23 protein-coding genes and 1 riboswitch are annotated in these 21,401 nt (G+C 70.8%); of the genes, 10 read left to right on the top strand and 13 right to left on the bottom strand.

Annotated elements, in window-relative coordinates; all coding sequences use genetic code 11:
- Positions 1 to 99: 99 nt before the first annotated feature.
- From Vse01_RS24625 to Vse01_RS24610, 4 genes are all read left to right on the top strand, one after another.
- Positions 100 to 996: an ABC transporter permease gene (locus Vse01_RS24625; RefSeq protein WP_093403142.1), complete on the top strand. Its 897-nt coding sequence runs from the start codon at positions 100 to 102 to the stop codon at positions 994 to 996.
- Between the two features lie 7 nt (positions 997 to 1,003).
- Complete coding sequence (locus Vse01_RS24620) at positions 1,004 to 1,804, top strand: ABC transporter ATP-binding protein (RefSeq protein WP_093403140.1); 801 nt, start codon at positions 1,004 to 1,006, stop codon at positions 1,802 to 1,804.
- Between the two features lie 171 nt (positions 1,805 to 1,975).
- Positions 1,976 to 3,481: a bifunctional cytidylyltransferase/SDR family oxidoreductase gene (locus Vse01_RS24615; RefSeq protein WP_093403139.1), complete on the top strand. Its 1,506-nt coding sequence runs from the start codon at positions 1,976 to 1,978 to the stop codon at positions 3,479 to 3,481.
- 36 nt (positions 3,482 to 3,517) lie between these two features.
- Complete coding sequence (locus tag Vse01_RS24610) at positions 3,518 to 5,215, top strand: CDP-glycerol glycerophosphotransferase family protein (RefSeq protein ID WP_093403137.1); 1,698 nt, start codon at positions 3,518 to 3,520, stop codon at positions 5,213 to 5,215.
- Between the two features lie 138 nt (positions 5,216 to 5,353).
- On the opposite strand, the gene Vse01_RS24605 is transcribed toward Vse01_RS24610, so the two are convergent.
- The gene (locus Vse01_RS24605) at positions 5,354 to 6,001 is read right to left on the bottom strand and encodes a DUF4360 domain-containing protein (protein WP_093403136.1); all 648 of its coding nucleotides are present in this window, start codon (positions 5,999 to 6,001) and stop codon (positions 5,354 to 5,356) included.
- Between the two features lie 462 nt (positions 6,002 to 6,463).
- Here Vse01_RS24605 and Vse01_RS24600 point away from each other — a divergent pair, with 462 nt between their 5' ends.
- Positions 6,464 to 7,114 (top strand): DUF4360 domain-containing protein, encoded by a 651-nt coding sequence (locus tag Vse01_RS24600; RefSeq protein ID WP_093403134.1) that lies wholly within the window; start codon positions 6,464 to 6,466, stop codon positions 7,112 to 7,114.
- 81 nt (positions 7,115 to 7,195) lie between these two features.
- On the opposite strand, the gene Vse01_RS24595 is transcribed toward Vse01_RS24600, so the two are convergent.
- From Vse01_RS24595 to Vse01_RS24580, 4 genes are all read right to left on the bottom strand, one after another.
- Positions 7,196 to 7,531, bottom strand: coding sequence for a DUF952 domain-containing protein (locus Vse01_RS24595; RefSeq protein WP_093403133.1), 336 nt, complete (start codon positions 7,529 to 7,531; stop codon positions 7,196 to 7,198).
- Positions 7,532 to 7,572: 41 nt separating this feature from the next.
- Complete coding sequence (locus Vse01_RS24590) at positions 7,573 to 8,382, bottom strand: class I SAM-dependent methyltransferase (protein WP_170863383.1); 810 nt, start codon at positions 8,380 to 8,382, stop codon at positions 7,573 to 7,575.
- A 232-nt stretch (positions 8,383 to 8,614) separates the two neighbouring features.
- Entirely contained in the window at positions 8,615 to 8,953 is a 339-nt protein-coding gene (locus Vse01_RS24585) for a hypothetical protein (RefSeq protein WP_232511173.1), read from the bottom strand.
- Entirely contained in the window at positions 8,950 to 9,234 is a 285-nt protein-coding gene (locus Vse01_RS24580; RefSeq protein ID WP_093403130.1) for a hypothetical protein, read from the bottom strand. The genes Vse01_RS24585 and Vse01_RS24580 overlap by 4 nt, the downstream gene beginning before the upstream one ends.
- 236 nt (positions 9,235 to 9,470) lie before the next feature.
- Here Vse01_RS24580 and Vse01_RS24575 point away from each other — a divergent pair, with 236 nt between their 5' ends.
- Positions 9,471 to 10,283 (top strand): helix-turn-helix domain-containing protein, encoded by an 813-nt coding sequence (locus Vse01_RS24575; RefSeq protein ID WP_093403128.1) that lies wholly within the window; start codon positions 9,471 to 9,473, stop codon positions 10,281 to 10,283.
- The gene (locus Vse01_RS24570) at positions 10,274 to 10,474 is read left to right on the top strand and encodes a DUF397 domain-containing protein (RefSeq protein WP_093403127.1); all 201 of its coding nucleotides are present in this window, start codon (positions 10,274 to 10,276) and stop codon (positions 10,472 to 10,474) included. Before Vse01_RS24575 ends, Vse01_RS24570 begins: the two co-directional genes overlap by 10 nt.
- A 142-nt stretch (positions 10,475 to 10,616) precedes the next feature.
- Here the strand turns inward: Vse01_RS24570 and Vse01_RS24565 are convergent, their stop codons facing one another.
- The 4 genes from Vse01_RS24565 to Vse01_RS24550 form a co-directional block, all read right to left on the bottom strand.
- The gene (locus Vse01_RS24565; protein WP_093403125.1) at positions 10,617 to 11,531 is read right to left on the bottom strand and encodes a C39 family peptidase; all 915 of its coding nucleotides are present in this window, start codon (positions 11,529 to 11,531) and stop codon (positions 10,617 to 10,619) included.
- 179 nt (positions 11,532 to 11,710) lie between these two features.
- Positions 11,711 to 11,852: riboswitch (cyclic di-AMP (ydaO/yuaA leader) on the bottom strand.
- 277 nt (positions 11,853 to 12,129) lie between these two features.
- On the bottom strand, positions 12,130 to 12,888 hold the full coding sequence (locus tag Vse01_RS24560) for a hypothetical protein (RefSeq protein WP_093403124.1): 759 nt from the start codon (positions 12,886 to 12,888) through the stop codon (positions 12,130 to 12,132).
- A 224-nt stretch (positions 12,889 to 13,112) separates the two neighbouring features.
- Complete coding sequence (locus tag Vse01_RS24555) at positions 13,113 to 13,571, bottom strand: hypothetical protein (protein WP_093403122.1); 459 nt, start codon at positions 13,569 to 13,571, stop codon at positions 13,113 to 13,115.
- A gap of 109 nt (positions 13,572 to 13,680) precedes the next feature.
- Positions 13,681 to 14,874, bottom strand: coding sequence for an acyltransferase family protein (locus tag Vse01_RS24550; protein ID WP_093403244.1), 1,194 nt, complete (start codon positions 14,872 to 14,874; stop codon positions 13,681 to 13,683).
- 333 nt (positions 14,875 to 15,207) lie between these two features.
- On the opposite strand from Vse01_RS24550, the gene Vse01_RS24545 reads away from it, so the two are divergent.
- From Vse01_RS24545 to Vse01_RS24535, 3 genes are all read left to right on the top strand, one after another.
- A complete protein-coding gene (locus tag Vse01_RS24545; RefSeq protein WP_093403243.1) occupies positions 15,208 to 16,332 on the top strand; it encodes a glycosyltransferase family 2 protein in 1,125 nt (374 codons plus the stop codon).
- A complete protein-coding gene (pseI, locus tag Vse01_RS24540) occupies positions 16,323 to 17,375 on the top strand; it encodes a pseudaminic acid synthase (RefSeq protein WP_170863391.1) in 1,053 nt (350 codons plus the stop codon). Before Vse01_RS24545 ends, pseI begins: the two co-directional genes overlap by 10 nt.
- A 266-nt stretch (positions 17,376 to 17,641) precedes the next feature.
- Positions 17,642 to 18,589 (top strand): TerC family protein, encoded by a 948-nt coding sequence (locus Vse01_RS24535; protein WP_093403119.1) that lies wholly within the window; start codon positions 17,642 to 17,644, stop codon positions 18,587 to 18,589.
- A 10-nt stretch (positions 18,590 to 18,599) separates the two neighbouring features.
- Here Vse01_RS24535 and Vse01_RS24530 read toward each other — a convergent pair whose 3' ends face one another.
- Genes Vse01_RS24530 through Vse01_RS24515 form a run of 4 tightly spaced genes read right to left on the bottom strand, consistent with a single transcriptional unit; the run spans position 18,600 to position 21,384 of the window.
- The gene (locus Vse01_RS24530; protein ID WP_198413160.1) at positions 18,600 to 19,115 is read right to left on the bottom strand and encodes a hypothetical protein; all 516 of its coding nucleotides are present in this window, start codon (positions 19,113 to 19,115) and stop codon (positions 18,600 to 18,602) included.
- Positions 19,099 to 19,857 carry an SDR family NAD(P)-dependent oxidoreductase gene (locus Vse01_RS24525; protein WP_093403118.1) on the bottom strand — a complete coding sequence of 253 codons (759 nt, stop codon included), beginning with the start codon at positions 19,855 to 19,857 and terminating at the stop codon, positions 19,099 to 19,101. Before Vse01_RS24525 ends, Vse01_RS24530 begins: the two co-directional genes overlap by 17 nt.
- Positions 19,850 to 21,136, bottom strand: coding sequence for an AMP-binding protein (locus Vse01_RS24520; RefSeq protein ID WP_232511172.1), 1,287 nt, complete (start codon positions 21,134 to 21,136; stop codon positions 19,850 to 19,852). Before Vse01_RS24520 ends, Vse01_RS24525 begins: the two co-directional genes overlap by 8 nt.
- Positions 21,133 to 21,384, bottom strand: a complete 252-nt coding sequence (locus Vse01_RS24515; RefSeq protein ID WP_093403117.1) for an acyl carrier protein — start codon at positions 21,382 to 21,384, stop codon at positions 21,133 to 21,135. The genes Vse01_RS24520 and Vse01_RS24515 overlap by 4 nt, the downstream gene beginning before the upstream one ends.
- Positions 21,385 to 21,401 lie beyond the last annotated feature (17 nt).

Below are 21,401 nucleotides of genomic sequence, written 5' to 3'. Positions count from 1 at the left end.
CCAGCCAGCGACCGGGGGCGGCGCTCCCGCACTGACCCACGCTAGATTCACTCATCGCGCGACATAACGCCGGCACGACAGATCGGAGCGCCCATCCCCATGGCCAACCTGCTGGCCGACCCCGACTCCGGCCTCACCCCAGCTCAGCTGGCCGCCCGACACGGGCTGCGGGTGGCCGGCGAGCGGCCCACGATCGGCGCCTACAGCGGCCAGCTGTGGCGCTACCGGCACTTCATCTCCGCGTACGCCCACGCCAAGCTGACCGCCTCGTTCAGCAACGCCCGGCTCGGGCAGCTTTGGCAGGTGCTCACCCCGCTGAGCAACGCCGCGGTCTACTTCCTGATCTTCGGTGTGGTGCTCGAACAGACCCGCAACATGCCCAACTTCATCGCCTACCTGACCACCGGGGTGTTCATCTTCAACTTCACCCAGGTCAGCCTCCAGCAGGGCACCCAGGCGATCAGCGGCAACCTCGGCCTGATCCGCGCTCTGCACTTCCCCCGGGCCTGCCTGCCGCTGGCCATCACCGCCACCCAGTTCCAGCAGCTGCTCGGCTCGATCGTGGTGCTGTTGATCATCGTGGTCGCCACCGGTGAGCCGATCACCCTGATGTGGCTGATGCTGGTGCCGGCGGTGCTGCTCCAGACGGTCTTCAACGCCGGGTTGACCATGGCGATGGCCCGGCTGGGCGCCAAGGCCACCGACCTGAAGCAGGTCATGCCGTTCATCCTGCGGGCCTGGATGTACGGCTCCGGCGTGCTCTACAGCGTCACCCTGTTCGCCGAGAACCTGCCCGGCTGGGCCACGGGCATCGTGCAGTTCAACCCGATGCTTGTCTACATCGAGCTGGCCCGCATCTCCCTGCTGGAGAACACCCACCTGCTCAACGACTCGCTGCCGCTGACCTGGCTGATCGCGCTCGGTTGGGCGGTCGTCGCGGGGCTCGGCGGCTACTTCTACTTCTGGCGCGGCGAACAGGAGTACGGCCGTGGTTAACCTTGAAATGTCCAATGATGTGACGGTGACCCTTCCCCGAATCGAGGAGCGGATCCCCACCGTGGTGGTGGACGACGCGCACGTCGTCTACCGGGTGTACCGGGGCTCCGCCGGCAACACCAGCCCGGTGGCCGCCTTCAAGCGGTTGATCACCCGCACCAACACGCCGAACGTCCGGGAGGTGCACGCGGTACGCGGAGTTTCGTTCACCGCGTACCGGGGCGAGGCCATCGGGCTGATCGGCACCAACGGCTCCGGCAAGTCGACCCTGTTGCGGGCCATCGCCGGACTGCTGCCGGTGGAGCGGGGGGCCGTCTACACCCAGGGGCAGCCTTCGCTGCTGGGCGTGAACGCCGCTCTGCTCAACGACCTCCCCGGCGAGCGCAACGTTACGATCGGCTGCCTGGCCATGGGCATGTCACCGGCCGACGTACGGCGCAAGCTCCCGGAGATCATCGAGTTCTCCGGGATCAACCAGCGGGGTGACTTCGCCTCGCTGCCGATGCGCACCTACTCCTCCGGCATGTCGGCCCGGCTGCGCTTCTCCATCGCCGCCGCGAAGCAGCACGACGTGCTGCTGATCGACGAGGCCCTCGCCACCGGCGACAAGGCGTTCCGCAAGCGCAGCGAGCGGCGGGTGCGGGAGCTGCGGGAGAGCGCCGGCACGGTGTTCCTGGTCAGCCACCAGCTCTCTTCCGTACGGGACACCTGCGAACGCACCATCTGGCTGGAATCCGGCGAGATCCGGATGGACGGCCCGACTCGCGAGGTACTGGCGGCTTACGAGGCATTTACGAACGGCAAGTAGAGTCTGGGTGAACGAGCGGCGACGTCGCCGAGCGTGCCCAAGATCTTGGGCCGCGTTGTCCCGTTGGGACGACGCGGCCCGCGCGTTATGGTTCACTCCGTCGCCGCGTCGGCGGAACCTTCCGTTCACCTACCCACCACAGTCATGCACCCCCGAGAGCGAGGACCGGCAATGACGCAGGACCAGACCACCGATCCGGGTACCACGTCGGAGGACCGGACGCCGTGGCGACCCTCACGGACGGTGGCGGTGGTGCTGGCCGGCGGCACCGGCACCCGGCTGGGTCTGGGCATTCCCAAGCAGCTGCTCAAGATCGCCGGTAAGCCGATCATCGAGCACACGCTGGCCGTCTTCGAGGCCGCGCCCGAGATCGACGAGATCATCGTGCTGATGGCCACCGGGCACGTCGCCGAGGCGCAGAAGATCGTCGACAAGGCCGGCTTCCGCAAGGTCACCAAGGTCATCGAGGGCGGCGACACCCGCAACGACACCACCCGCGTCGCGCTGGACGCGGTCGGTGAGGGCGACTGCAACATCCTCTTCCACGACGCGGTGCGCCCGCTGCTCAGCGGCCGGATCGTCCGGGAGTGCGTGAACGCGCTGTGGACCTACTCGGCCGTGGACGTGGCCATCCCGTCGGCCGACACGATCATCCAGGTCGACGAGAACGAGTGCATCACCGACATCCCCGTGCGCGCCACGCTGCGCCGGGGGCAGACCCCGCAGGCGTTCCGCTCCGGCACCATCCGGGAGGCGTACCGCCGGGCCGAGGGCGACCCCAACTTCGCCGCCACCGACGACTGCGGGGTGGTGCTGCGCTACCTGCCGGAGACCCCGATCAAGGTGATCGACGGCTCCGACGAGAACATCAAGGTCACCCACCCGGTCGACGTGCACCTGGCCGACAAGCTGTTCCAGCTGGCCGCCGCGAAGGTGCCGCGGCTGACCGACCACCGCGCGTACAGCGAGGAGGTCTCCGGCCGCACCATCGTCGTCTTCGGCGGCAGCTACGGCATCGGTCACGACCTGACCGAGCTGGCCCGCCGCTACGGTGCCCAGGTCTTCCCGTTCAGCCGTTCCAGCACCGGCACCCACGTGGAGCGCCCCGAGGACGTCGAGGCCGCGCTGCGGACCGCCTTCGAGGCCACCGGCCGGATCGACCACGTCGTGGTCACCGCCGGGATCCTGGAGAAGGGCGCGCTGGCCGAGATGGACCAGGACACCATCGACCGGGTGCTCCAGGTCAACTTCGTCGGCCCGGTCACCGTCGCCCGGCAGGCCCTGCCCTACCTCCAGCAGACAAAGGGCCAGCTGCTGCTCTACACCTCCAGCTCGTACACCCGGGGGCGGGCCGACTACGCGCTCTACTCGGCCACCAAGGCCGCCCTGGTCAACCTGACCCAGGCGCTCGCGGACGAGTGGGCGGAGTTCGGCGTACGGGTCAACGTCATCAACCCGGAGCGGACCGCCACCCCGATGCGGACGAAGGCCTTCGGCGCGGAACCGGAGCACACGCTGCTCGCCGCCGAGACCGTCGCCCAGTCGTCGCTGGACGTACTGATCTCGGATCTCACCGGCCAGGTGATCGACGTCCGCCGGCCGCCGGGTGAGGCACCGGTCGCCGTCGCCGTACCCGCCCAGACCGACCGGGCGGCCAGCGCCGCCGCCGTCGGCTGACCCGTCCGACCACACGACCGCGAAAGCGACACCGAAATGCGTGGTGAGCTGGTCCGGAAGTTGACCGCACGGGGCCTGGCCACCGGTGGGGCGGTCCTGGCCTTCCTGGTGGTCGCACTCACCGGAGCGACCGCCTGGGGGCTCTGCCTGGCCGTGGTGGCGCTCGCCGCCACGGTCTGGGAGCGCCGGGTGCGACCCGGTGCCGACAACGTCGCCGAGACCGCGCTGATCGCGGCCGGGGTGCTGGTCGGCTACGCCCGCCAACTCGACGCCGGTTTCGACCCGGCCCTGGCCGCGACCGCCCTGGTCCTGCTGGGCCTGGTGCTGCTCACCGGTCCGCTGCGCCAGGCCGGAAACCTGGAGATCCGCGCCGCCAACCTTCCGGTACGCGCCTGGGTGCCACAGGTCGCGGCGGTGCTCGGCGACGCTGTGGCCGTACTGCTCGGTCTGCTGGCCCTGGCCGCGCTGGCGGGGCTGCCCGCGGCCCTGGCCCTGGCGGCGACGCTGCTGGTGGGCGGTGCCGCCGCGGCCGTCGCCCTCGACCTGGCCCGGCGCCGGTTCCGGCCGTCCCCGACCGGGTCGGCGGTGGCCCGGGCGCTGCGCCGGCACCAGCCCGAGTTCGTCCTGCACTTCTCGGCCCCGCCCGGCTCCGAGTACCAGGTCACCATGTGGCTGCCGTACCTGGAACGGATCGGCCGGCCCTTCGTGGTGATGGTGCGGGAGCCCGAGTTCCTGGCCACCATCGCGGCGGCCACCACCGCCCCGGTGGTCTACTGCCCCACCACCCGGAGCATGGACGAGGTGCTGGTGCCGAGCCTGCGGGCGGCGTTCTACGTCAACCACGGCGCGAAGAACAGTCACTGCATCAGGTTCACCCAGCTCACCCACGTGCAGTTGCATCACGGTGACAGCGACAAGGCGCCCAGCGCCAACCCGGTCTCGGCGATCTTCGACCGGATCTTCGTCGCCGGTGAGGCGGCCATCGACCGGTACGCACGGGCCGGAATCGACATCCCCGCCGAGAAGTTCGTGGTGGTCGGCCGTCCCCAGGTCGAGGCGATCGAGGTGCGTTCGCGGCCGACGCGGGGGCTGACGAATCCGACGGTGCTCTACACCCCCACCTGGACCGGGCACAACGCCGACGCCGACTACTGCTCGCTGCCGGTGGCCGAGCCCCTGCTCCGACGCCTGTTGGACCGGGGGGCCACGGTCATCCTGCGGGCCCACCCCTACACCGCGCAGAACCCGGCCTCGGCCCGGCAGTTGGCGCGGCTGCACGACCTGCTCGCCGCCGACCGGGCCCGCACCGGCCGGGCGCACCTCCACGGTGCCGCCGCGAGCAAGCTCACCCTGACCGACTGCGTCAACCGCGCGGACGCGCTGGTCTCCGACGTCTCCGGGGTGCTCTCCGACTGGCTCTACTCGGGCAAGCCGTACGCGGTGACCGACATGGGCACCGACGGCGACCGGTTCGTCGAACGCTTCCCGCTGGCCGCCGCCGGCTACGTGCTGCGCCGGGACATGGCCAACCTGGACGACGTGCTGACCGGGCTGCTCGACACCGACCCGCTCGCCGAGGCGCGCTGGGCCACCCGCACCCGCTACCTGGGCGACTTCCCCGCCGACTCGTACGCCGAGGTCTTCCTGGCCGCTGCCCGACGCGAACTGGACCCGGCCTGGACCGCACCGGCGCAACGCACCGCGGTCGCCGCGCCCTCCCCCTCCGCCACCTGAGATCACGGGTGCGGCGCGGCCCGCCAGCCGGTGCGGCGCGGCCCGCCAGCCGGTGCGGCGCGGCCCGCCAGCCCCCGGGCACCCGGTGAGGGTGGCCGGCGACGCCGACCACCCTCCTGAGGCGTAGGCCGCGTCAGGTCACGGGCAGGGCTGCCAGGCGAGGTGGTACATCGTCTGGATGCTGCCGTCGGTCGAGTCCATCGTGAGGAAGTTCGTGTCCGTGGACCGGCCCCGGCTCAGGCGCAGCTCGGTGTTGATGTTCAGGTTGCGCAGCTCGCCGCAGGGGTGCCAGACCACGGAGGCGATCGGCACCTCGTCGGTCACCATCCAGTTGTCGTCGAGCGGGGCGGGGATCGGGTGGTTGCTGAAGGTGCTCTGCGTCATGCCCTGGAAGTAGTAGTTCGCCCGCGCCGAGGCGATGGCGCCCGGGTTGAGCAGCCCGTACCCGCGGTAGTCCACCTTGACGATCGCGAAGGTGTAACCGGCCGGAGCGTGGACCAGCACGTTGAGCTGGCAGTTCCGCCGCCCGTCGGTGACCGGGATGCCCGGCCCCGCCTGGACGAGGTAGTCGCTGTAGATGGTGGTGAAGGCGGTGTTGTCCGGGGAGACCGCGACATCGGCAGTGCCCGGCCGGCACCCCGAGCCCGCCATCGCGACAAGGTCGATGACGACCTTGTCGGTGGGCGGATCATCCATGACTCCCTTAGCGGACGCCGACGCCCCCACGGTCAACGATGAAGCGAGTAGCGCAAGCACCACGCCGCCCCGCGTCAGCAGTTTACGCATGAATCCTCCTCCGGTACAGGAAACGAACCCACATGCGGAACAAGCTACGTACAGACATAGATGACTGTCAATGTAATTTCGATTTGTCGACAGCGGATGTCGAGCCGAATCTTATTCGGCTTAGTCCGGCGACTTCACCACGTCCCACAGGGTGGAGATCGCTCGAAACCTGGGCCCGCACCGCCAGTTGATCGGGCAGATACCCCTTACGCAGCAACAGTTATAGAGGTTGATCTCCGCGTCTGGCAATTCCGATCAAGCAAAGGCCAGCATTGGATCACATAGACGGAGACTGATGCTTGCGACCCTCGCCCCCCATCGCTAGCATCCTCTCGCAGAACGCCAACCGAGTGCTACTCACCGCCACCCACAACGGGCCGGCACGCGAAGCGCCTCACGGCCGTTCGGCGAAGAAACACGCGTTGAATTCGGTGAACATCAACTGCATCCGAGAGGAACGGAATGACAAAGAACCTCGTCGGCGCGAGAACCGGGATCTTCGCCGTACTCGGCACGGTTCTCGCGTTGTCCCTGTCCGCACCGGCCCACGCCGCTCCATCCGCTGCCACCGCTGCACCGGACAGCGAGATCACCGTCGAGGTGGTGGCTGCCAACGGCTCCGGTTGCTCGCCCGGCACCGCGCGGGTGGTGGCCCATCCCGACAACACCGGCTTCCGGATCCGGTACTACGACTTCGTCGCGACGGCGGGCCGCGGCGTCGATGTCACCGACAGCCGAAAGAACTGTCAGCTCGGTGTGCTCGTCACCGTGCCGGCCGGCTGGACCATCGCCGTAGCGGCCGCCGACTACCGGGGCCGGGCCCGGATCCCCACCGGCGCGACCGGTCGCCAGCGTACGACCTACTACTGGCAGGGCTCGTCCGAGACCAGCCGCACCGACGCGACCTTCACCGGCCCCTACAACGGTTTCTGGGGCACCTCGGACGTCGCCCCCGTGCTGGTCTACACGCCCTGCGGGCAACAGCGGGTACTCAACGTCAACACCGAGTTGAGAGTGGACCCGGGCACCGCCGGATCGAACGTCAGCATGTCCATGACGACGACCGAGGGCGACGTCGACACCCTCTTCAACCTCAAATGGGAACGGTGCTGACCCCCTGATCCGGCTTCGCCGCGACGCCGAGCAGACCGGCGGCGGACGCAGGTGCGCGACGCGCCCCGCGCCCGCCGCCGGCTATGCCAGGGGAACCGCCTCGTCCACCCGGGCCGCACCCGCGACCTCGTGGACCCCACGAATCGCTGCCGCCGGCAGTGCCGCGTAGACGTGCGGGAACGGCCCACCATTCGGGGCGTCCTCCCACCGCAGCGCACCACCGAGCAGGGACGCGTCGAGCGCGACGACGACAAGCTGCGGCTGATCGCCGAAGACCCGTGCCGCCGTGGCGGCCAGTTGGGATCGCGACGAACAGTGGATGTAGCCGCTGTCCCGGTCGAACGGTGAGCCGTTGAACCGGCCCGCAGCCTGGAACTCGGCCCACTCGGCCGGCAGCAGGATCTTGTAGATCAGCACGTCGCCATGCTGCCAGAGCGGCGGACGCGACAGGTCGGCCGTCAGTCGACGCGTACGGCGATCTGGAGGGTGTTCAGGTAGTGCTTGCGTACCGTCCCGGCCGGGCGAGCGGCGATAAGCTGCCGGATCCCGTCGAAGAGGGTCCGTCGCTGCCAGGGCGCGGCGGCAATATGACCGGAGTACGTGGAGAGCAGGGTCAGATACTCCTCGGCGGTGTAGTCGCGGCTCCAGACGTAGCGGTGCACGGTCGGGTGGGCGAAGAAGCCGCTGCCCGCCATCGCCGCCACATCGGGGGCCGCGATCGCCTCGGGTGGTTTCGGGCCGCCCTGCCCGTCGCCCATGCCGACCTCGTCGTAGATCCGCTCGACCTGCCGGAAGAAGTCGTCACCCCCGGGCGGTGACACGTGCTCGGTGGCCACGATGGCCAGGTGACCGCCGGGGCGCAGCAGTTCGGCGGCACGGCGGTAGGCGACCTCCGGGCCCAGCCAGTGCCACGACGTGGCAGCGAAGACGAGGTCGAAGGGCGCGAGGTCGCCGGCTTCCCACCGCTCGAAGGGCGACTCCACGACGCGTACGTCTCCGCGACCGGCGAGCACGCGGCGCGCCACCGAGGCCAGTTCCCGTCCCGGTTCCAGGGTGACCACCTGCCAGCCGCGCGCCAGCAGACCACGGGTGGCCTGGCCGGTGCCCGTGCCGATTTCCAGCACCCTGGCCGGCCCGGTCACCAGGCCCGTCGTCGCGGCCAGGTCGTCGAACAACGGCTCCGGATAGCCTGGTCGGGCCCGCTCGTACAGCTCGGCGGCCGTGTCGAACGTGGTGGCCAGCCCCGCGTACGGCTCCTGCTCCCCCATGCTTCCCCCCGCATCAGACGTCGAGGTCGATCTCACCCCTGATCGTCGCATCGCCCCCACCCCCGCGCCCCCGCGCCCGCGACAGGCCCTGCCGGAACGGCGCACTTGCTCTGCTTCACCTGGCGCACAGGATCCGCGACGATCCGCCGAGATCTTGGAAAGTTTCCGTTAGCGAATAACGGAAACTTTCCAAGATCTCGTGTGATGGTGGTGGTGGTGGCGGCGGGGGTCGTTAGGCGGGCTGGCGGCGGGTCCAGGCTATGAAGCGGGTGAAGAGGGTGGTGGGTTCGGGGGTGTCGTGGGGGTTGAGGTGGTAGAGGTCGCGCATGGCGTCGTACATCAGGCCGGCGAGGTAGATGGACAGGCCGGGCAGGTTCCCGTCGTACTCGACGCGCAGCAGCAGCCGGGCCTGCCCGCACGGCCAGGGTTGCCCGTCGGCGCGGCAGCACCACATCGGCCGTAACGGGGTGTGCGGCACCTCGCCGCCAGAGGCGTACGGACGCTGCGGACGCGGACCCCGCTCAGGGGCGAAGAGTCGGGTGGTGATCGCACCCGAACCGCCAGCGGTCACCACTGGCCTCCGTTGGCCCGCCACTGCTGCCCGGGGGTGAGCCAGCCGGGACGCCCCGGACGCGGCATCGGCAACGGCCGGGTCGGCTCCCGCATCCACTTCGGCAGGTGCGTGCCCCGCCGACGCTGCGGCAGGTACGTCTCGTGCTGATCCTGCCGCCCTGGCGAGTGCGCCGGCGGTGACTGCCGCCCTGGCCAGTGCTCCGGCAGCGACTGCCGTCCCGGCGAGTACACCGGCAGCAGCGTCGTCGGGCACAGGTACCAGGCAACCCGGGTACGCACATCAACCTCCCAGTCAGCGATCGGAGGGGCCGCCCGGACGCGGGGGAAGGCGCACGGGCGGCCCCGGGACAGAACCGCCCCGTCCCCTGTGGATGGGAGCGGCCCCGTTGCGTGACAGTCTGGTGAGCACGGCACTACGGTCGGAAGGCATCGACGCTGGCCACGGTGGGGCCCGGGTGCCCCGATCCAGCGCTGGGCGGCCTCTTGGCGATCTTGACAGACCCGGTGGAGGGGACATGGAACGCGAGCAGCCTTCCGACCTGCATGAGTTGATCCGTACGCAGCTTCGCCGGCTGCGTACTGCCGCAGGCATGAACCAGGAGGAGTTCGGTAGGCGGACGAACTATTCGGCGTCCCTGGTGTCCGCTGTGGAGGTGGGCACCCGCCCGCTCGACCGGCCGTACGCGAAGCGGGCGGACGAGGTCCTGGAGACCGGGGGCATGTTCGAGGAGTTGCTGCGAACCGCCGAGGCCCTGCGCCAACCCGCGTGGTTCCTGCCCTACCTGGAGGCGGAGCGGAACGCCCGGCAGCTCCGCTGTTACCAGCCGACGCTGGTTCCGGGCCTGCTCCAGACCGAGCGCTACGCCCGCGCGGTGATTCGGACCGACGCCGCGCTGACCGAGGCGGGAGTGGAGCGGCGGCTGGCCAACCGGATGGCCCGGCAGACGGTGCTGGAGCAGGACGACCCGCCCCAGCTCATCGCGGTGATCGACGAGGTGGTGCTGCGGCGGGTCGACGAGGAGCTGAAGGACGTGCTGGTCGAGCAGGTGCACCACCTCATGGCGCTGGCCACCCGACCCAACATCAGCGTGCACCTGGTGCCCACCGGCGTCGGCATGCACATCGGACTGACCGGCCCCTTCATCCTGGCGAGGGGGGCGGACGGTGACTGGGTGGGTAATCTCGAAACCCAACTCGGCGGCGTCCTGGTCGACAAGGACGGCGACCTGAGTGACCTGCTGTCCCGGTGGGAGACGGTGCGCAACGAGGCACTGTCCGGCCGCCAGTCGATCGAGCGCATGAAGGATGTTGTGAAGCCATGGATCTGAACGGCGCGACCTGGCGCAAGTCCACCCGCAGCGGTGCCGGCGGCGGCGACTGCGTGGAGGTCGCCGACAACCTGCCCGGCATCGTGCTGGTCCGCGACACCAAGAACCGCGACGCCGCCACGCTGGCCTTCACCCCGGCCGCCTGGGCGAGCTTCGTCGGCCTGGCGAAGCAGCACCGCACGCACGCCTGACGACGCAACACCGCACGCACGCCTGACGAAACCCGGGCCACGTCGACCCGACGACACAGCATGAACCCGCCGCTTGACGTACCCGAAACGGAAGCCCTCGGCCAGCGGGCCGAGGGCTTCCGGGTGCAGCGGGACGATGCGATCAGGCCGAGTAGCCGCGGGTGGCGGCCCAGTTGGCCAGGTCGATGGTGCTGAGCCAGTACGACGGGTACGAGGCGTCCGCCGAGTCGGCGATCTTCACCAGCCGCCCGGAGTCCTGGTAGCCGACCACGGCGATGTAGTGGCCGCCGGGGAACGAGTGCCAGCGGCCGTCGGTGTCGGTGACGGAACCGGCGACGTTCACCACGACGCCCCGCCCGTCGGTGATGGCGGCGACGACGTCCGCCTGGAGCTGGTCCATCTGGGCCGGGGTGGCCGCACCGCCACGGATCATCGTGGTCTCGTACGGGTCGCCCTTGACGACGGCGTTGAGGACGCGGGTGGTGTCCTCGGCCGAGTTGGTGCCGGCGAACGTGGTGCCGAGCTGGCTGGCCAGGGCGTCCTGACTGCGCGCGACACCGGCGGCGCTGAGCGCGTTACGCACCGCGGCGGGACCGCAGTAGTAGCCGTTGATCTGGGCCTCGTGGTCGTACTCCAGAACCTTCGAGGCCGGCGGCTTCGGTGCCGCCTTCTTGCTGACCAGGTCCGGGTCCGGGGTAGCCGAGCTGGCCTTCGGTGACGGCGAGGCGGCGGCGCTGGCCGGCGCGGCACTGGCCGGCGCGGCGCTGCTGGGTGCGGCGGTCGTCGGCGCGGCCTCCGCCTGACTCGGCGCGGCCACCGTGTCACTGAGCAGTTCGGCGGCGGCGGTCGTGGTCTGCGTGGGTGCCGGGGTGTTCCCGGTGCCGGCGAGGGCGGCTCCGGTGCCGGTGGCAAGTACGAGGGCCACGGCGGATCCGGCAACGAGCTGATAGGGGCGTTCGCTGACCAGCCGGCGGAGCCGGCGGGAAAGGGTGTGCTTCACGGTTCCTCCACGGGCTGAGGGGAGAACGGCACACCGGCTCCGGCGGTCGGGCGGCATCAGCGCGCCGACGACCGCCCGGGTGAGCGGGACAGGCCGTTCGAGGGGTACGCCCGGAGAGACCCGGGCGGTGGCGATGACCGGGGTCAGCTCGCGGCGGTCGGGCCAGCGAGCACGGGCACCGCGGTGCCGTGGAGGCGGGGGAACAGGGGGATCACATCGGACTGCACGAGGGTTGGTACTCCTTCCGTCACCGCCGACCGGGTTAGCTGACGGATTCGGGCGGGAAGACGCCCTACCGCGGGCCGAGACTCGCGGATTCACCCCAGTGGTGCAGTGGGTCCCCGGTTCGTGAGGTTCACGATTGAGCGGGTCGGTACGGCGTCGCTTCCTGCGATCGGTTACCGCACCGGACGCGCTGACACTACTGGCCGGTCATCTCGAAGCCAACCCACCATGACCTGCTTAAACATGATCCGTGGCGGCAATTTTCGGGTATCGGAGAACTGGCGTCGCTCAATGGGATCGACGGCATTCCGGGCACCTTAGGGTAACAACCGGACGGCCGGTGGAAATCTCGACGGAGATTGCTGCGGTAATCGCCTCACCTACGAACAGTGACCGAATTTCCGGCCCATGTGACCCAGCTCACGGAATTTCAGCCAAGCCGAGCCGGGCGCCAGCGCGGGACAAGGTCGCGCCGCCCGGTGGTGGCCCGACCGGAGACGGGCAGCCGGTTCGGTCGGAGCCGCTCGGCGGCCGCGTACGCCTCGGCGGAGAGGGCGCGGGCCGCCTCGGTGGCCAGTTCCGCCGCCCGCCACAGGTCCCGCTCCCGCTCGGCGGCCGATCGATAGGCGGCCAGGCGGTTGTCACGCACCACCCGGGCGAGGACCACCTCCTGCTCAGCCGGATGCCGCCGGGGATCCCAGCCGGACCGGCGCGCCAGCACATCGCTGAGTTGACGGGCGGTCAGGTCGCCACTCCAGTGGGCGGCCATCGCGGCCCGGCGCAGCCAGCGCTCGCGGGCCGCGTACTCAGCCGGGGTTCGGGGGGTGCGTGGGGTCGGCAGTCCGGCGACGCCGGCCAGCCGGCGGGCAGCGGCCTCCGCCTGGTCGTACGCGGCCCAGGCGCGGTCCAGTTCCGTCTGGGCCACCCGCCATGCCGTACGGCGTCGCTCGGCGTTCTGCCCGGCACCGGCTGCCGCGACCGCCACCTCGCCCGCGTATCGGCGCAGGTCGGCCTCTTCGGTCGCGGCGCGGAGCGCGTCCTCGTCGGCGGGTTTCTCCACCGGCCCGGCCGGCTCCGGGCGGGCGACAAGCACGGTGAGTACGCCCAACGCCAGCACGAGCAGGACCGACCAGATGGCGGCGGCGCGTGGCACCTCGATCAGGAACTGGTAGAGAACTGTCTTCTCCATGTCGGCACCTCGGGAAATCGGTACGGCGACGGTGGCCGTGCCGGCAGCGGATCGCGGATGGCGTTGCGGCGCGGTCGCGGTTCGTGCGGGTGCCCCTCGTGCTGAGGAGCACCGACGGTGCGGCTGGCGGCAACGGGTTGGCAAGGGCTCGGCGCGGGTGCGGCCCCGAGCGGTGCGGACGCGACGGAAGGTCGCCGGGGATCAGGCGGGCAGTGTCGCCGGGATCAGGCGTGCGGTGGGGCGCGGGCGGCCCGGACGCCCTCGACCGGGGCCGTAGACCCCCGCGTGACGCCCGCAGCGACGCTGCCGAGGACTGTCAGCCCGGGCCGGCCACAGGCCGGCGGCTGCGTCGCGGACACCCCGGTCGGGTCGGCGGGATCGTCGGCACCCCACGTCGTCGGCGACGCGCATGCTCCGGCCGGGCCCGCTGCGTCACCGGCCCACCGCGCAGCAGGCGTCGCCAGGCCCACCAGGTCGAGGGATGCGGCCAGACCCGGAGACGCCGGTGCCACGGCGGGGTCGGCCAGCGGTGCCGGGGTGGCGGGCCGATCGGTGGGAGCCGGGTGGCCGGGCAGGGCCCAGGCGCCGAGGGTGAAGGCGGCGGCGACCGCGAGCCCGGTCAGCAGCCGCGCGGCCCAGCGCGCCAACCACCACAGAGGACGGGCAGGCGCGGCGGAGAGCACCCCGTCACGCTACCGCCACGACCGCCGGGACGCACCAGCCACCGGGCGTGTCGAACCGCCCGGCGCGTCGCCGGATGCGTCGATACGCGCAGGTCAGGCTACCGCCAGCTCACTGTCCGTGATGGACGGTCGAGCCATGCTCGACGTCTCCGGCAGCGCCCGCGCCGCCCCGGGACGCCCGCTGTCGGGGCAGCCCGACCGCCGGCGGTCGGGACGGGGCCAGGCGACGCATCATCGGCTGTTCCACGTACCGGTGCAGCAGAGCGGCCAGTCCCAGGGTGAGCAGCAGGAATCCGATCACCGCGAGCGGGCCCCACCAACCGGGCAGGCCGGTGCCCCAGTCGCCGGTCAACCGCAGGATCGTCATGATCACGAAGACGTGCACCAGGTAGAACGCGAACGAGACCTCGCCGAGCCAGACCATCGTCCGGGAGCGCAACGGCGAGCGCCGCCCGTGCACGTCCGCGTCGGCCGCCGCGGCGATCACCAGGACGTACGCCGCCGCCAGCAGCGCCGCCCAGAACTCGGCCCGGATCCACTGGGAGGCCGCCACCCAGGTCAGAACGAAGATCAGGCTGGCCACGGGGAGCCTCGGCCCACGCCAGTGGCCCCGCAGCATGAGTTCGGCCGCAGCCACGCCCATCCAGAACTCCAGCGAACGGACCAGCGGGAAGACCTGGGTGAACCACCAGCGATCCGACTCCGGCACCAGTGCCTGCCCGGGCCAGAGCGCCAGGATCAGCAGCGGCACCGCGATCACCACGGCCCACAGCAGCCACGGTCGGGCCCGCCGCACCGCAGGCAGCACCAGCGGCAGGCAGAGGTAGAAGAACAGCTCGCAGGAGAGCGACCAGCTGACGTTGTTGACGCTGTAGAAGTGTCCGGGCCGGGGGTCCCAGGCCTGCACCAGCAAAAGGTTCTCCAGCGCCGCCACCGGGTTGATCGGATCGGCGAACCAGAGCATCGCCAGCATGGCCAGCGCCCACAGCACCAGGTGGTTCGGATAGATCTTGGCGAACCGACGTCGCCAGAACCGGCGGCGGGAGGCGCCGGGCCGCGCGGACCAGACCAGCACGAAGCCGCTGAGGATGAAGAAGAACTGCACCCCGGACAGACCCAGGGTGAAGATCTCGCCCACCACCGACTGCGGGCCGGGATCGGCGATGATGCGCATGGTGCCGGCGTGGAAACCGAAGACCAGCAGCGCGGCGATCCACCGCAGCCCGGTCAGCGACGGCAGGCGGTCGGCGTCCGTACGCTCGCTCGGGGTGGTCGCCGACGCCGCGAGGGTAGTGCTCGTCATGTCCACCTCCCGGTTCTCGACCACGTCACCCGCACGCCCGTCTCCTCGTGGCCGCCGAGTTGGCGGCAGGAGCCGGTCTCCCGTGGCAACCGGTCGACGCAGCCCGCCGGGCACCCTACCTCGGGTAGCTGGCAGACAACTTCCTGGCTCGGCCGCCTGCCGCACTCCGGAGCACCGCCCACCGCGGCATTCCTCCAGATCGATCACCGGCGACCCTTCAGACCACCGAGTGCCCCGCCGTTAACCTGACACTCATCGGCTGTTCGAAAACTTCACCGCGCCCGGCCACGTCAGGTTCCAGGTTCGTCAACCCGGGTGATCGAAGGTTTCCGGGTGGTCACACCGCCGACGCCGACGCCGCTGCTGAGCATCGTCGTGCCGGTTTACGGCGTCGAGGCGTACCTGCGCCAGTGCCTGGACTCCATCCGCGCCGACGTCCCGGACGACGAGGCGGCGCAGGTCGAGGTGATCGCCGTCGACGACGCCTCACCGGACCGCTGCGGTGAACTGCTGCGCGCGTACGCCGCCGAGCATCCCGGGGTGCGCGTCCTGCACCTGGACCGCAACGTCGGCCTCGGGCCGGCCCGCAACGCGGGCCTGGACGTGGCCACCGGCCGGTACGTCTGGTTCGTCGACAGCGACGACTGGCTGCCGGCCGGGACGATCCCGGCCGTGTTGGACCGGCTACGGACGGACCGCCCCGACGTGATGATGGTCGACCACCTGCGGGTGCACGAGTGTGGGCGCGAGGAGGTGGACGCCAGCAGCCGGCTGCTGCGCGCGACCCCCGGCGTGGTGCGGCTGGCCGACCGGCCGCAACTGCTGCGCGTGCAGCACACCGCCTGGAACAAGGTGGTACGCCGGGAGTTCATGGCCGAGTTGGGTCTGCGCTTCCACCCCGGCTGGTACGAGGACATCCCGTTCAGCCATCCGCTGCTGATCGGCGCGGAGCGGATCAGCGTGCTGGACCGGGTCTGCTATCTGTACCGTCAGGGTCGCCAGGGAGCGATCACCTCGACGCGCAGCGGCCGGCACTTCGACTCCTTCGAGCAGTACGACCGGCTCTTCGCCTGGCTGCGTGAACGGCATCCCGACGGGCGCTGGCACGCGGAACTGTTCGACCTGATGGTGAACCACTTCCTGGTGGTGGTGGGTAACGACGACCGGTTGCATCCGCACCTGCGCCGGGACTTCTTCCGCCGGGTCGCCGCGCACTACCGCACGTACCTGCCCCGCGGCGGCTACCCCCGGCCGGGCGGGGTGTCGGGGCTCAAGCACCGGCTGGTCGGCCGCGACAGCTACCTGGCGTACGCGGCGCTGCGGCGGGCCCATCGGCTCGCCGGCCGGCTACGCGGCAGCACCGGCGGGGATCCCGCGACGAGCGGGGCGGACCCGGCACCGGGCAGCCCGGCCCAGGACCGCACCTTGGTAAGCACGCACGGAAACGGATCGGAATGACGTTCAAGATCGGGTCGCATCTGGTCGGCACCGGAGAGCGCCCCTTCGTGGTGGCCGAGATGTCCGGCAACCACAACGGAGACCTGGACCGCGCACTATCCATCGTGGATGCCGTGGCGGCCAGTGGCGCGCACGCGCTGAAGCTCCAGACGTACCGGCCGGACACCATCACCATCGACGTGGACACCCCGGACTTCCGCATCTCCGGCGGGCACGAGCTGTGGGGCGGGCAGAACCTCTACCGGCTCTACGAGAAGGCGCACACGCCGTACGAGTGGCACCGGCCGATCTTCGAGCGGGCCCGCTCCCTCGGGCTGACCGTCTTCTCCTCCCCGTTCGACTCCACCGCCGTGGAGTTGCTTGAGGAACTGGACGCTCCGGCGTACAAGATCGCTTCGTCGGAGCTGGTCGACCTGCCGCTGATCCGGCTGGTCGCGGCCACCGGCAAGCCGATGGTCATCTCGACCGGGATGGCCACCCTGGCCGAGATCGACGCCGCCGTACGCACCGCCCGCGACGGTGGCGCGGGCGGGATCATCCTGCTGGCCTGCACCGCCTCCTACCCGGCGCCGCCGGCCGACAGCAACCTGCGCCGCATCCCGGTGCTGGCCGACGCGTTCGGCGTGCCAGTGGGCCTGTCCGACCACACCCCGGGCATCGGGGTGCCGGTCGCCTCGGTGGCGCTCGGCGCCTGCTTCATCGAGAAGCACGTCACCCTGGACCGGGCCGACGGCGGGGTGGACTCCGACTTCTCCCTGAACCCCACCGAGCTGGCCGCCCTGGTGGTCGAGTCGGAGCGAGCGTACGCGGCACTGGGCGGCACGGCGGTCGGGCCGACCCCGGCCGAGCAGGAGGGCCTGCGCTTCCGGCGCTCGCTGTACGTGGTGGCGGACGTGCGCGCCGGCGACGAGGTGACCGTGCACAACGTCCGCTCGATCCGACCGGCCGGTGGACTCCCCCCGGTGGAGATCGACCGGGTGCTGGGCCGCCGCTTCACCGCCGACGTGGCACGCGGCACCGCGCTGAGCTGGGACCTCATCTGAGGGTGCCGGTTTCCGCCAGGAGGGGTATACCTCTGCGTATGACCTTGGTGGCGGTGACGCAGACGCGCCCTTGACACACGAAGTGTGCTTCATGAATACTGGTACGCAGTTCGAGGGGGAGTACCCGACGCATGGCGCGCCACCGTCAGTACGGGCCCGGCCCATCCGGGCCCCGGTGACGCGGCCACCACACCGGTGGCCGGGGAGACCTTCGTCCGACAACGCCGGGCCCGGCGACGGGTCCGGCCGGACGAGAGGTCTATCCGGTGTCTGTCTCCTGGTGGGTCTGGGCCCTGCTGATGCTGGCGATCGCCGCAATGCTGGCCGTCGACCTGTTCCTGCACCGTGACAACCACGTCATCGGCTTCCGCGAGGCCGCGACCTGGTCCGGTATCTGGATCGCCGCCGGCCTGCTGTTCGGGGTGATCCTATGGGCATGGCAGGGCGGCGACGTGGCCGGCACCTACTTCGCCGGCTATCTCATCGAGAAGGCGCTCTCCATCGACAACGTGTTCGTCTTTGCGATGATCTTCGCCTACTTCGGAGTTCCCGCCGCGTACCAGCACAAGGTCCTCTTCTGGGGAGTCATCGGTGCGCTGGTGTTCCGGTTCGTGTTCATCTTCGTCGGGGCGGAGCTGCTGGAGACGTTCTTCTGGACCGCGTACCTGTTCGGTGCGTTCCTCATCGTGACCGCCTACAAGATGGCGTTCCGGCACGACGAGCAGACCCCGCCGGACCGCAACCCCGTGGTCCGGCTGGTCCGCCGTCTCGTGCCGACCGATCCGGCCTACCACGGCGACAGGTTCTTCACCCGGGTCGACGGCAGGCGGGTCGCTACCCTGCTGTTCGTGGTCCTGATCGCGGTCGAGACCACCGACCTGATCTTCGCGATCGACTCGGTCGCGGCGATCCTGGCCATCACCACCAGCACGTTCATCGTGTGGACGGCTAACGCGTTCGCGATCCTCGGGCTGCGCAGCCTCTACTTCTGTCTCGCCGGCCTGCTGCGCCGCTTCGTGCACCTGCACTACGGCCTGGCGGTGCTGCTGGCCTTCGCCGGGGTCAAGCTCATCCTGTCCGAGACCCCGGTCGGCAAGCTCCCCATCCCGGTCACCCTGGGCGTCATCGTGGCGACGATCGCGGTGTCCATCGCCTGGAGCCTGCGCAGCACCAGTGCCCGCTCGGAAACGCCGGAGCCCGCACAACTTCCCTGATGGTGCGGTCTCAACCGGCGCCGGACACCGCAACATCCGGAAAAGTGCGCGGATCCCGGCCGGCGCGGTCGACACGGTCGACGCGGTGGGTGGGGGTGAAGGCGACGGTGACGGCCAGGTCGGTCAGCGGCAGGGTGCGCCACAGCCAGACGGTGCCGGACGGCACCTCCAAGCCGTGCCGATGCCACCAGGTGGCCACCGGTACGTCGGCGAGTTTCGCCAGACACTCGACGCGGGTCCACCGGCCCCAGAAGTCGGTGGACCCGAACCGACGGGCCAGCGCGGGGGGTGGCGCGGCGGCGGCCCGCTCGGCGTCGATCGCCACCCGCCAGCCGGGCACCGGCGGGGCGTACCAGCCGACACAACGTCCGTCGCCGAGATGGCTGCGGGTGACGGCGGCACCCGAGTCGGCAGCCGATGCCACCCGCAGGTGTCGTGGTGCGGCGGCGAGCAGGGCGGAGACCCGTTGTCCCGCACCGTCGTGGGTGCGGGACAACGGGTGCGGCGGATCAGATCGAGGCGGCACCGTCGACCACGATGACCTGGCCGTTGATGTTCGTCTGGTCGCGCAGCAGCAGCCGCACCACCGGCACCACCTCCGCCGGCTCGGTCAACTGACCGGTCGGCGTACGGCGCACGATCTGATCGAGCTGGGTCTGGCCGAGCACCGCCGACATCTCCGAGGCGAAGAAGCCCGGCGCGACCGCGTTGACCAGCACCCGCCCGCCCAGTTCCCGGGCGAGCGAGCGGGTTGCCGCGTCCATCCCGCCCTTGGTGGCGGAGTACGCCACCAGTCCGGGGAAGCCGCGCTGCGCGCAGATCGAGGTGATGTTCACGATCCGCCCGCGTCGCCCCTGGGCCAGCATCCGCCGCACGGCCAGCCGGGTGAGCTGCAACGGTGCGGTCAGGTTGGTCTCGATGATCCGGGCGATGTCGGCGGTGGCGGTGTGCACGTGCAGCGAGTCCTGCCCGACGGCCGCGTTGTTCACCACTCCGTCGATCGGGCCGAGCCGCTCCTCGGCCGCCCGGACGAACGCCTGCGCGGCGACGAGGTCGGTCACGTCGACCGAGCCGACGTGCGCCCGCTCCGGATGGGCGTCGGCGAGCTTGGCCAGCTCGGGCGTGACGGTACGGGCGAAGGCGGCCACCTTCAGGTCCGCTTCGAGCAGGTCGGTGACGATGGCGAGGCCGAGACCGCGGGAACCGCCGGAGACGAGCACCACGGAGCTGGGCGGTACGGGCTGGGCGGGGGTGGTGGAGTCAGACATCGCTCTTCAGGGTCTCCTTGACGGGAATCTCGGTAAGCACGCGGATCCGGCGCGGGACCGCGTACTCGGGCAGTTGGTCGGCGCACCAGCGCACCAGCGTCGCCTCGTCCAGCCCGGCCTCGTCCAGCCCGGCCTCGGCCGGCGCGGTGGCGCTGCCGACCGGCACCACCTCGGCGACAACCATGTGGCCGAGCAGCGGGGCGCGTCTGCCGGTGACCCGGGCCCAGGCCACCTGCGGATGCGCGGTCAGCACGTCGCGGACCACACCGGCGGAGACCTTGCTGCCACCGACGTTGATCTCGTCCGCGTCGAGCCGCCCGGTGATCAGCACCCGGTCACCGCTCACCTGTGCCCGGTCGCCGGTGCGGACGGGACCGTCCAGCCCGGCACCGTGGTACGGCGAGGTGATCACCAGTTCTCCGTCGTGCACCCCGATGGTGGGGCGACCCGGCGCTGCCCGGTCCAGCCACTCCATTGGGAACCCGGCCCGCCCGTCGTGCACCACGATCGCCGCACCGACCTCGGAGGAGGCGTAGATCCAGGAGATCCGGGCGGCTGGGAACACCTCCCGGAGCCGGTCCAGGATGGTCTGGTCGACCGGTTCGCCGCCGAGCGTCAGCTGACGCAGCGGCACCCGGGCCAGCCCGGCCGGGTCGCGGTGCAGGGCCCGTCGCCAGAAGGTGGGGGTGCCGGAGGCGGCGTCCACACCATGCTCGGCCGCCAGCGCCGGCCAGTCGTCGAGCTGATCGGGCTCCACCACCACCAGATGCTGGCCCGGCTGGGTCAGCGACAGCGTGACCACCTGCCACCAGGCGTACGTGCCGGGGGCGTACGGGCAGAGCCAGGTCCGTGCGGGCTGCTGCCCCCGGACGGTGGTGAGCGATTCGAGGGTGTGCCCCACCCGCTTGGGACGACCGGTGGAGCCGGAGGTCAGCAGCCACAGCCGGCCGGTCTCGGCGGCTCGCGAGGCGGGCGGTGTCGTATCCCCCGCCGGGTGGTCACCGCCCAGTTCGGTCACCGCGAACCCGGCGTCGCGCAGTTCGGCGCGCATCGCCGCGTCGACCCGGCTGGCCGTGCTGAGCAGCAGCTCGGTGCCGTGCACGGCGTGGTGCCGGGCGGCCGCGAGCGCGTGCCGCGCCGTGTGGGCCAGCGCGGCGGCTGGCCCCGGGAGGGTCAGCTCCGGCAGGTCACGCCAGGTGCGGGTGGCACCGTCGACGACGATCCGGTTGTCCATCCCCGCCGGGTGGGCGGGGGCCTGCGGGGCGGTCTCGACGCTCACTGCCGCTGCAACTCGACGAGGAAGTCCAGCACGTCGCCGACGGTGGCGATCCGGCGCAGCCCGGGCGCGTCGAAGTTCAGCTCCTCCCCCGTGGCGTCCTCGACGCGCAGCGCCAACTCGGAGAAGTCCAGCGATCGGAAGCCAACCTCGCGCAGATCGGCGGCGTCGTCGGCGGGCAGCGCTTTGCCCTGGTTCTTGAGAACCTCGCCCATGAGGTCGCGAATCTGCGCCCGACTCAATTCCTTCATGCGGCGGAGTGTACAGC

The organism is Micromonospora sediminimaris (assembly GCF_016863575.1).
Lineage (GTDB): Bacteria > Actinomycetota > Actinomycetes > Mycobacteriales > Micromonosporaceae > Micromonospora > Micromonospora sediminimaris.
This window is presented reverse-complemented; position numbering and strand designations above follow the sequence as displayed.

Coding starts and splice junctions, on each gene's coding strand:
- Vse01_RS24625 (WP_093403142.1), top strand. CDS start 100: ATGGCCAACCTGCTGGCCGACCCCGACTCCGGCCTCACCCCAGCTCAG.
- Vse01_RS24620 (WP_093403140.1), top strand. CDS start 1,004: ATGTCCAATGATGTGACGGTGACCCTTCCCCGAATCGAGGAGCGGATC.
- Vse01_RS24615 (WP_093403139.1), top strand. CDS start 1,976: ATGACGCAGGACCAGACCACCGATCCGGGTACCACGTCGGAGGACCGG.
- Vse01_RS24610 (WP_093403137.1), top strand. CDS start 3,518: ATGCGTGGTGAGCTGGTCCGGAAGTTGACCGCACGGGGCCTGGCCACC.
- Vse01_RS24605 (WP_093403136.1), bottom strand. CDS start 6,001: ATGCGTAAACTGCTGACGCGGGGCGGCGTGGTGCTTGCGCTACTCGCT.
- Vse01_RS24600 (WP_093403134.1), top strand. CDS start 6,464: ATGACAAAGAACCTCGTCGGCGCGAGAACCGGGATCTTCGCCGTACTC.
- Vse01_RS24590 (WP_170863383.1), bottom strand. CDS start 8,382: ATGGGGGAGCAGGAGCCGTACGCGGGGCTGGCCACCACGTTCGACACG.
- Vse01_RS24575 (WP_093403128.1), top strand. CDS start 9,471: ATGGAACGCGAGCAGCCTTCCGACCTGCATGAGTTGATCCGTACGCAG.
- Vse01_RS24570 (WP_093403127.1), top strand. CDS start 10,274: ATGGATCTGAACGGCGCGACCTGGCGCAAGTCCACCCGCAGCGGTGCC.
- Vse01_RS24565 (WP_093403125.1), bottom strand. CDS start 11,531: ATGCCGCCCGACCGCCGGAGCCGGTGTGCCGTTCTCCCCTCAGCCCGT.
- Vse01_RS24560 (WP_093403124.1), bottom strand. CDS start 12,888: ATGGAGAAGACAGTTCTCTACCAGTTCCTGATCGAGGTGCCACGCGCC.
- Vse01_RS24550 (WP_093403244.1), bottom strand. CDS start 14,874: ATGACGAGCACTACCCTCGCGGCGTCGGCGACCACCCCGAGCGAGCGT.
- Vse01_RS24525 (WP_093403118.1), bottom strand. CDS start 19,857: ATGTCTGACTCCACCACCCCCGCCCAGCCCGTACCGCCCAGCTCCGTG.
- Vse01_RS24515 (WP_093403117.1), bottom strand. CDS start 21,384: ATGAAGGAATTGAGTCGGGCGCAGATTCGCGACCTCATGGGCGAGGTT.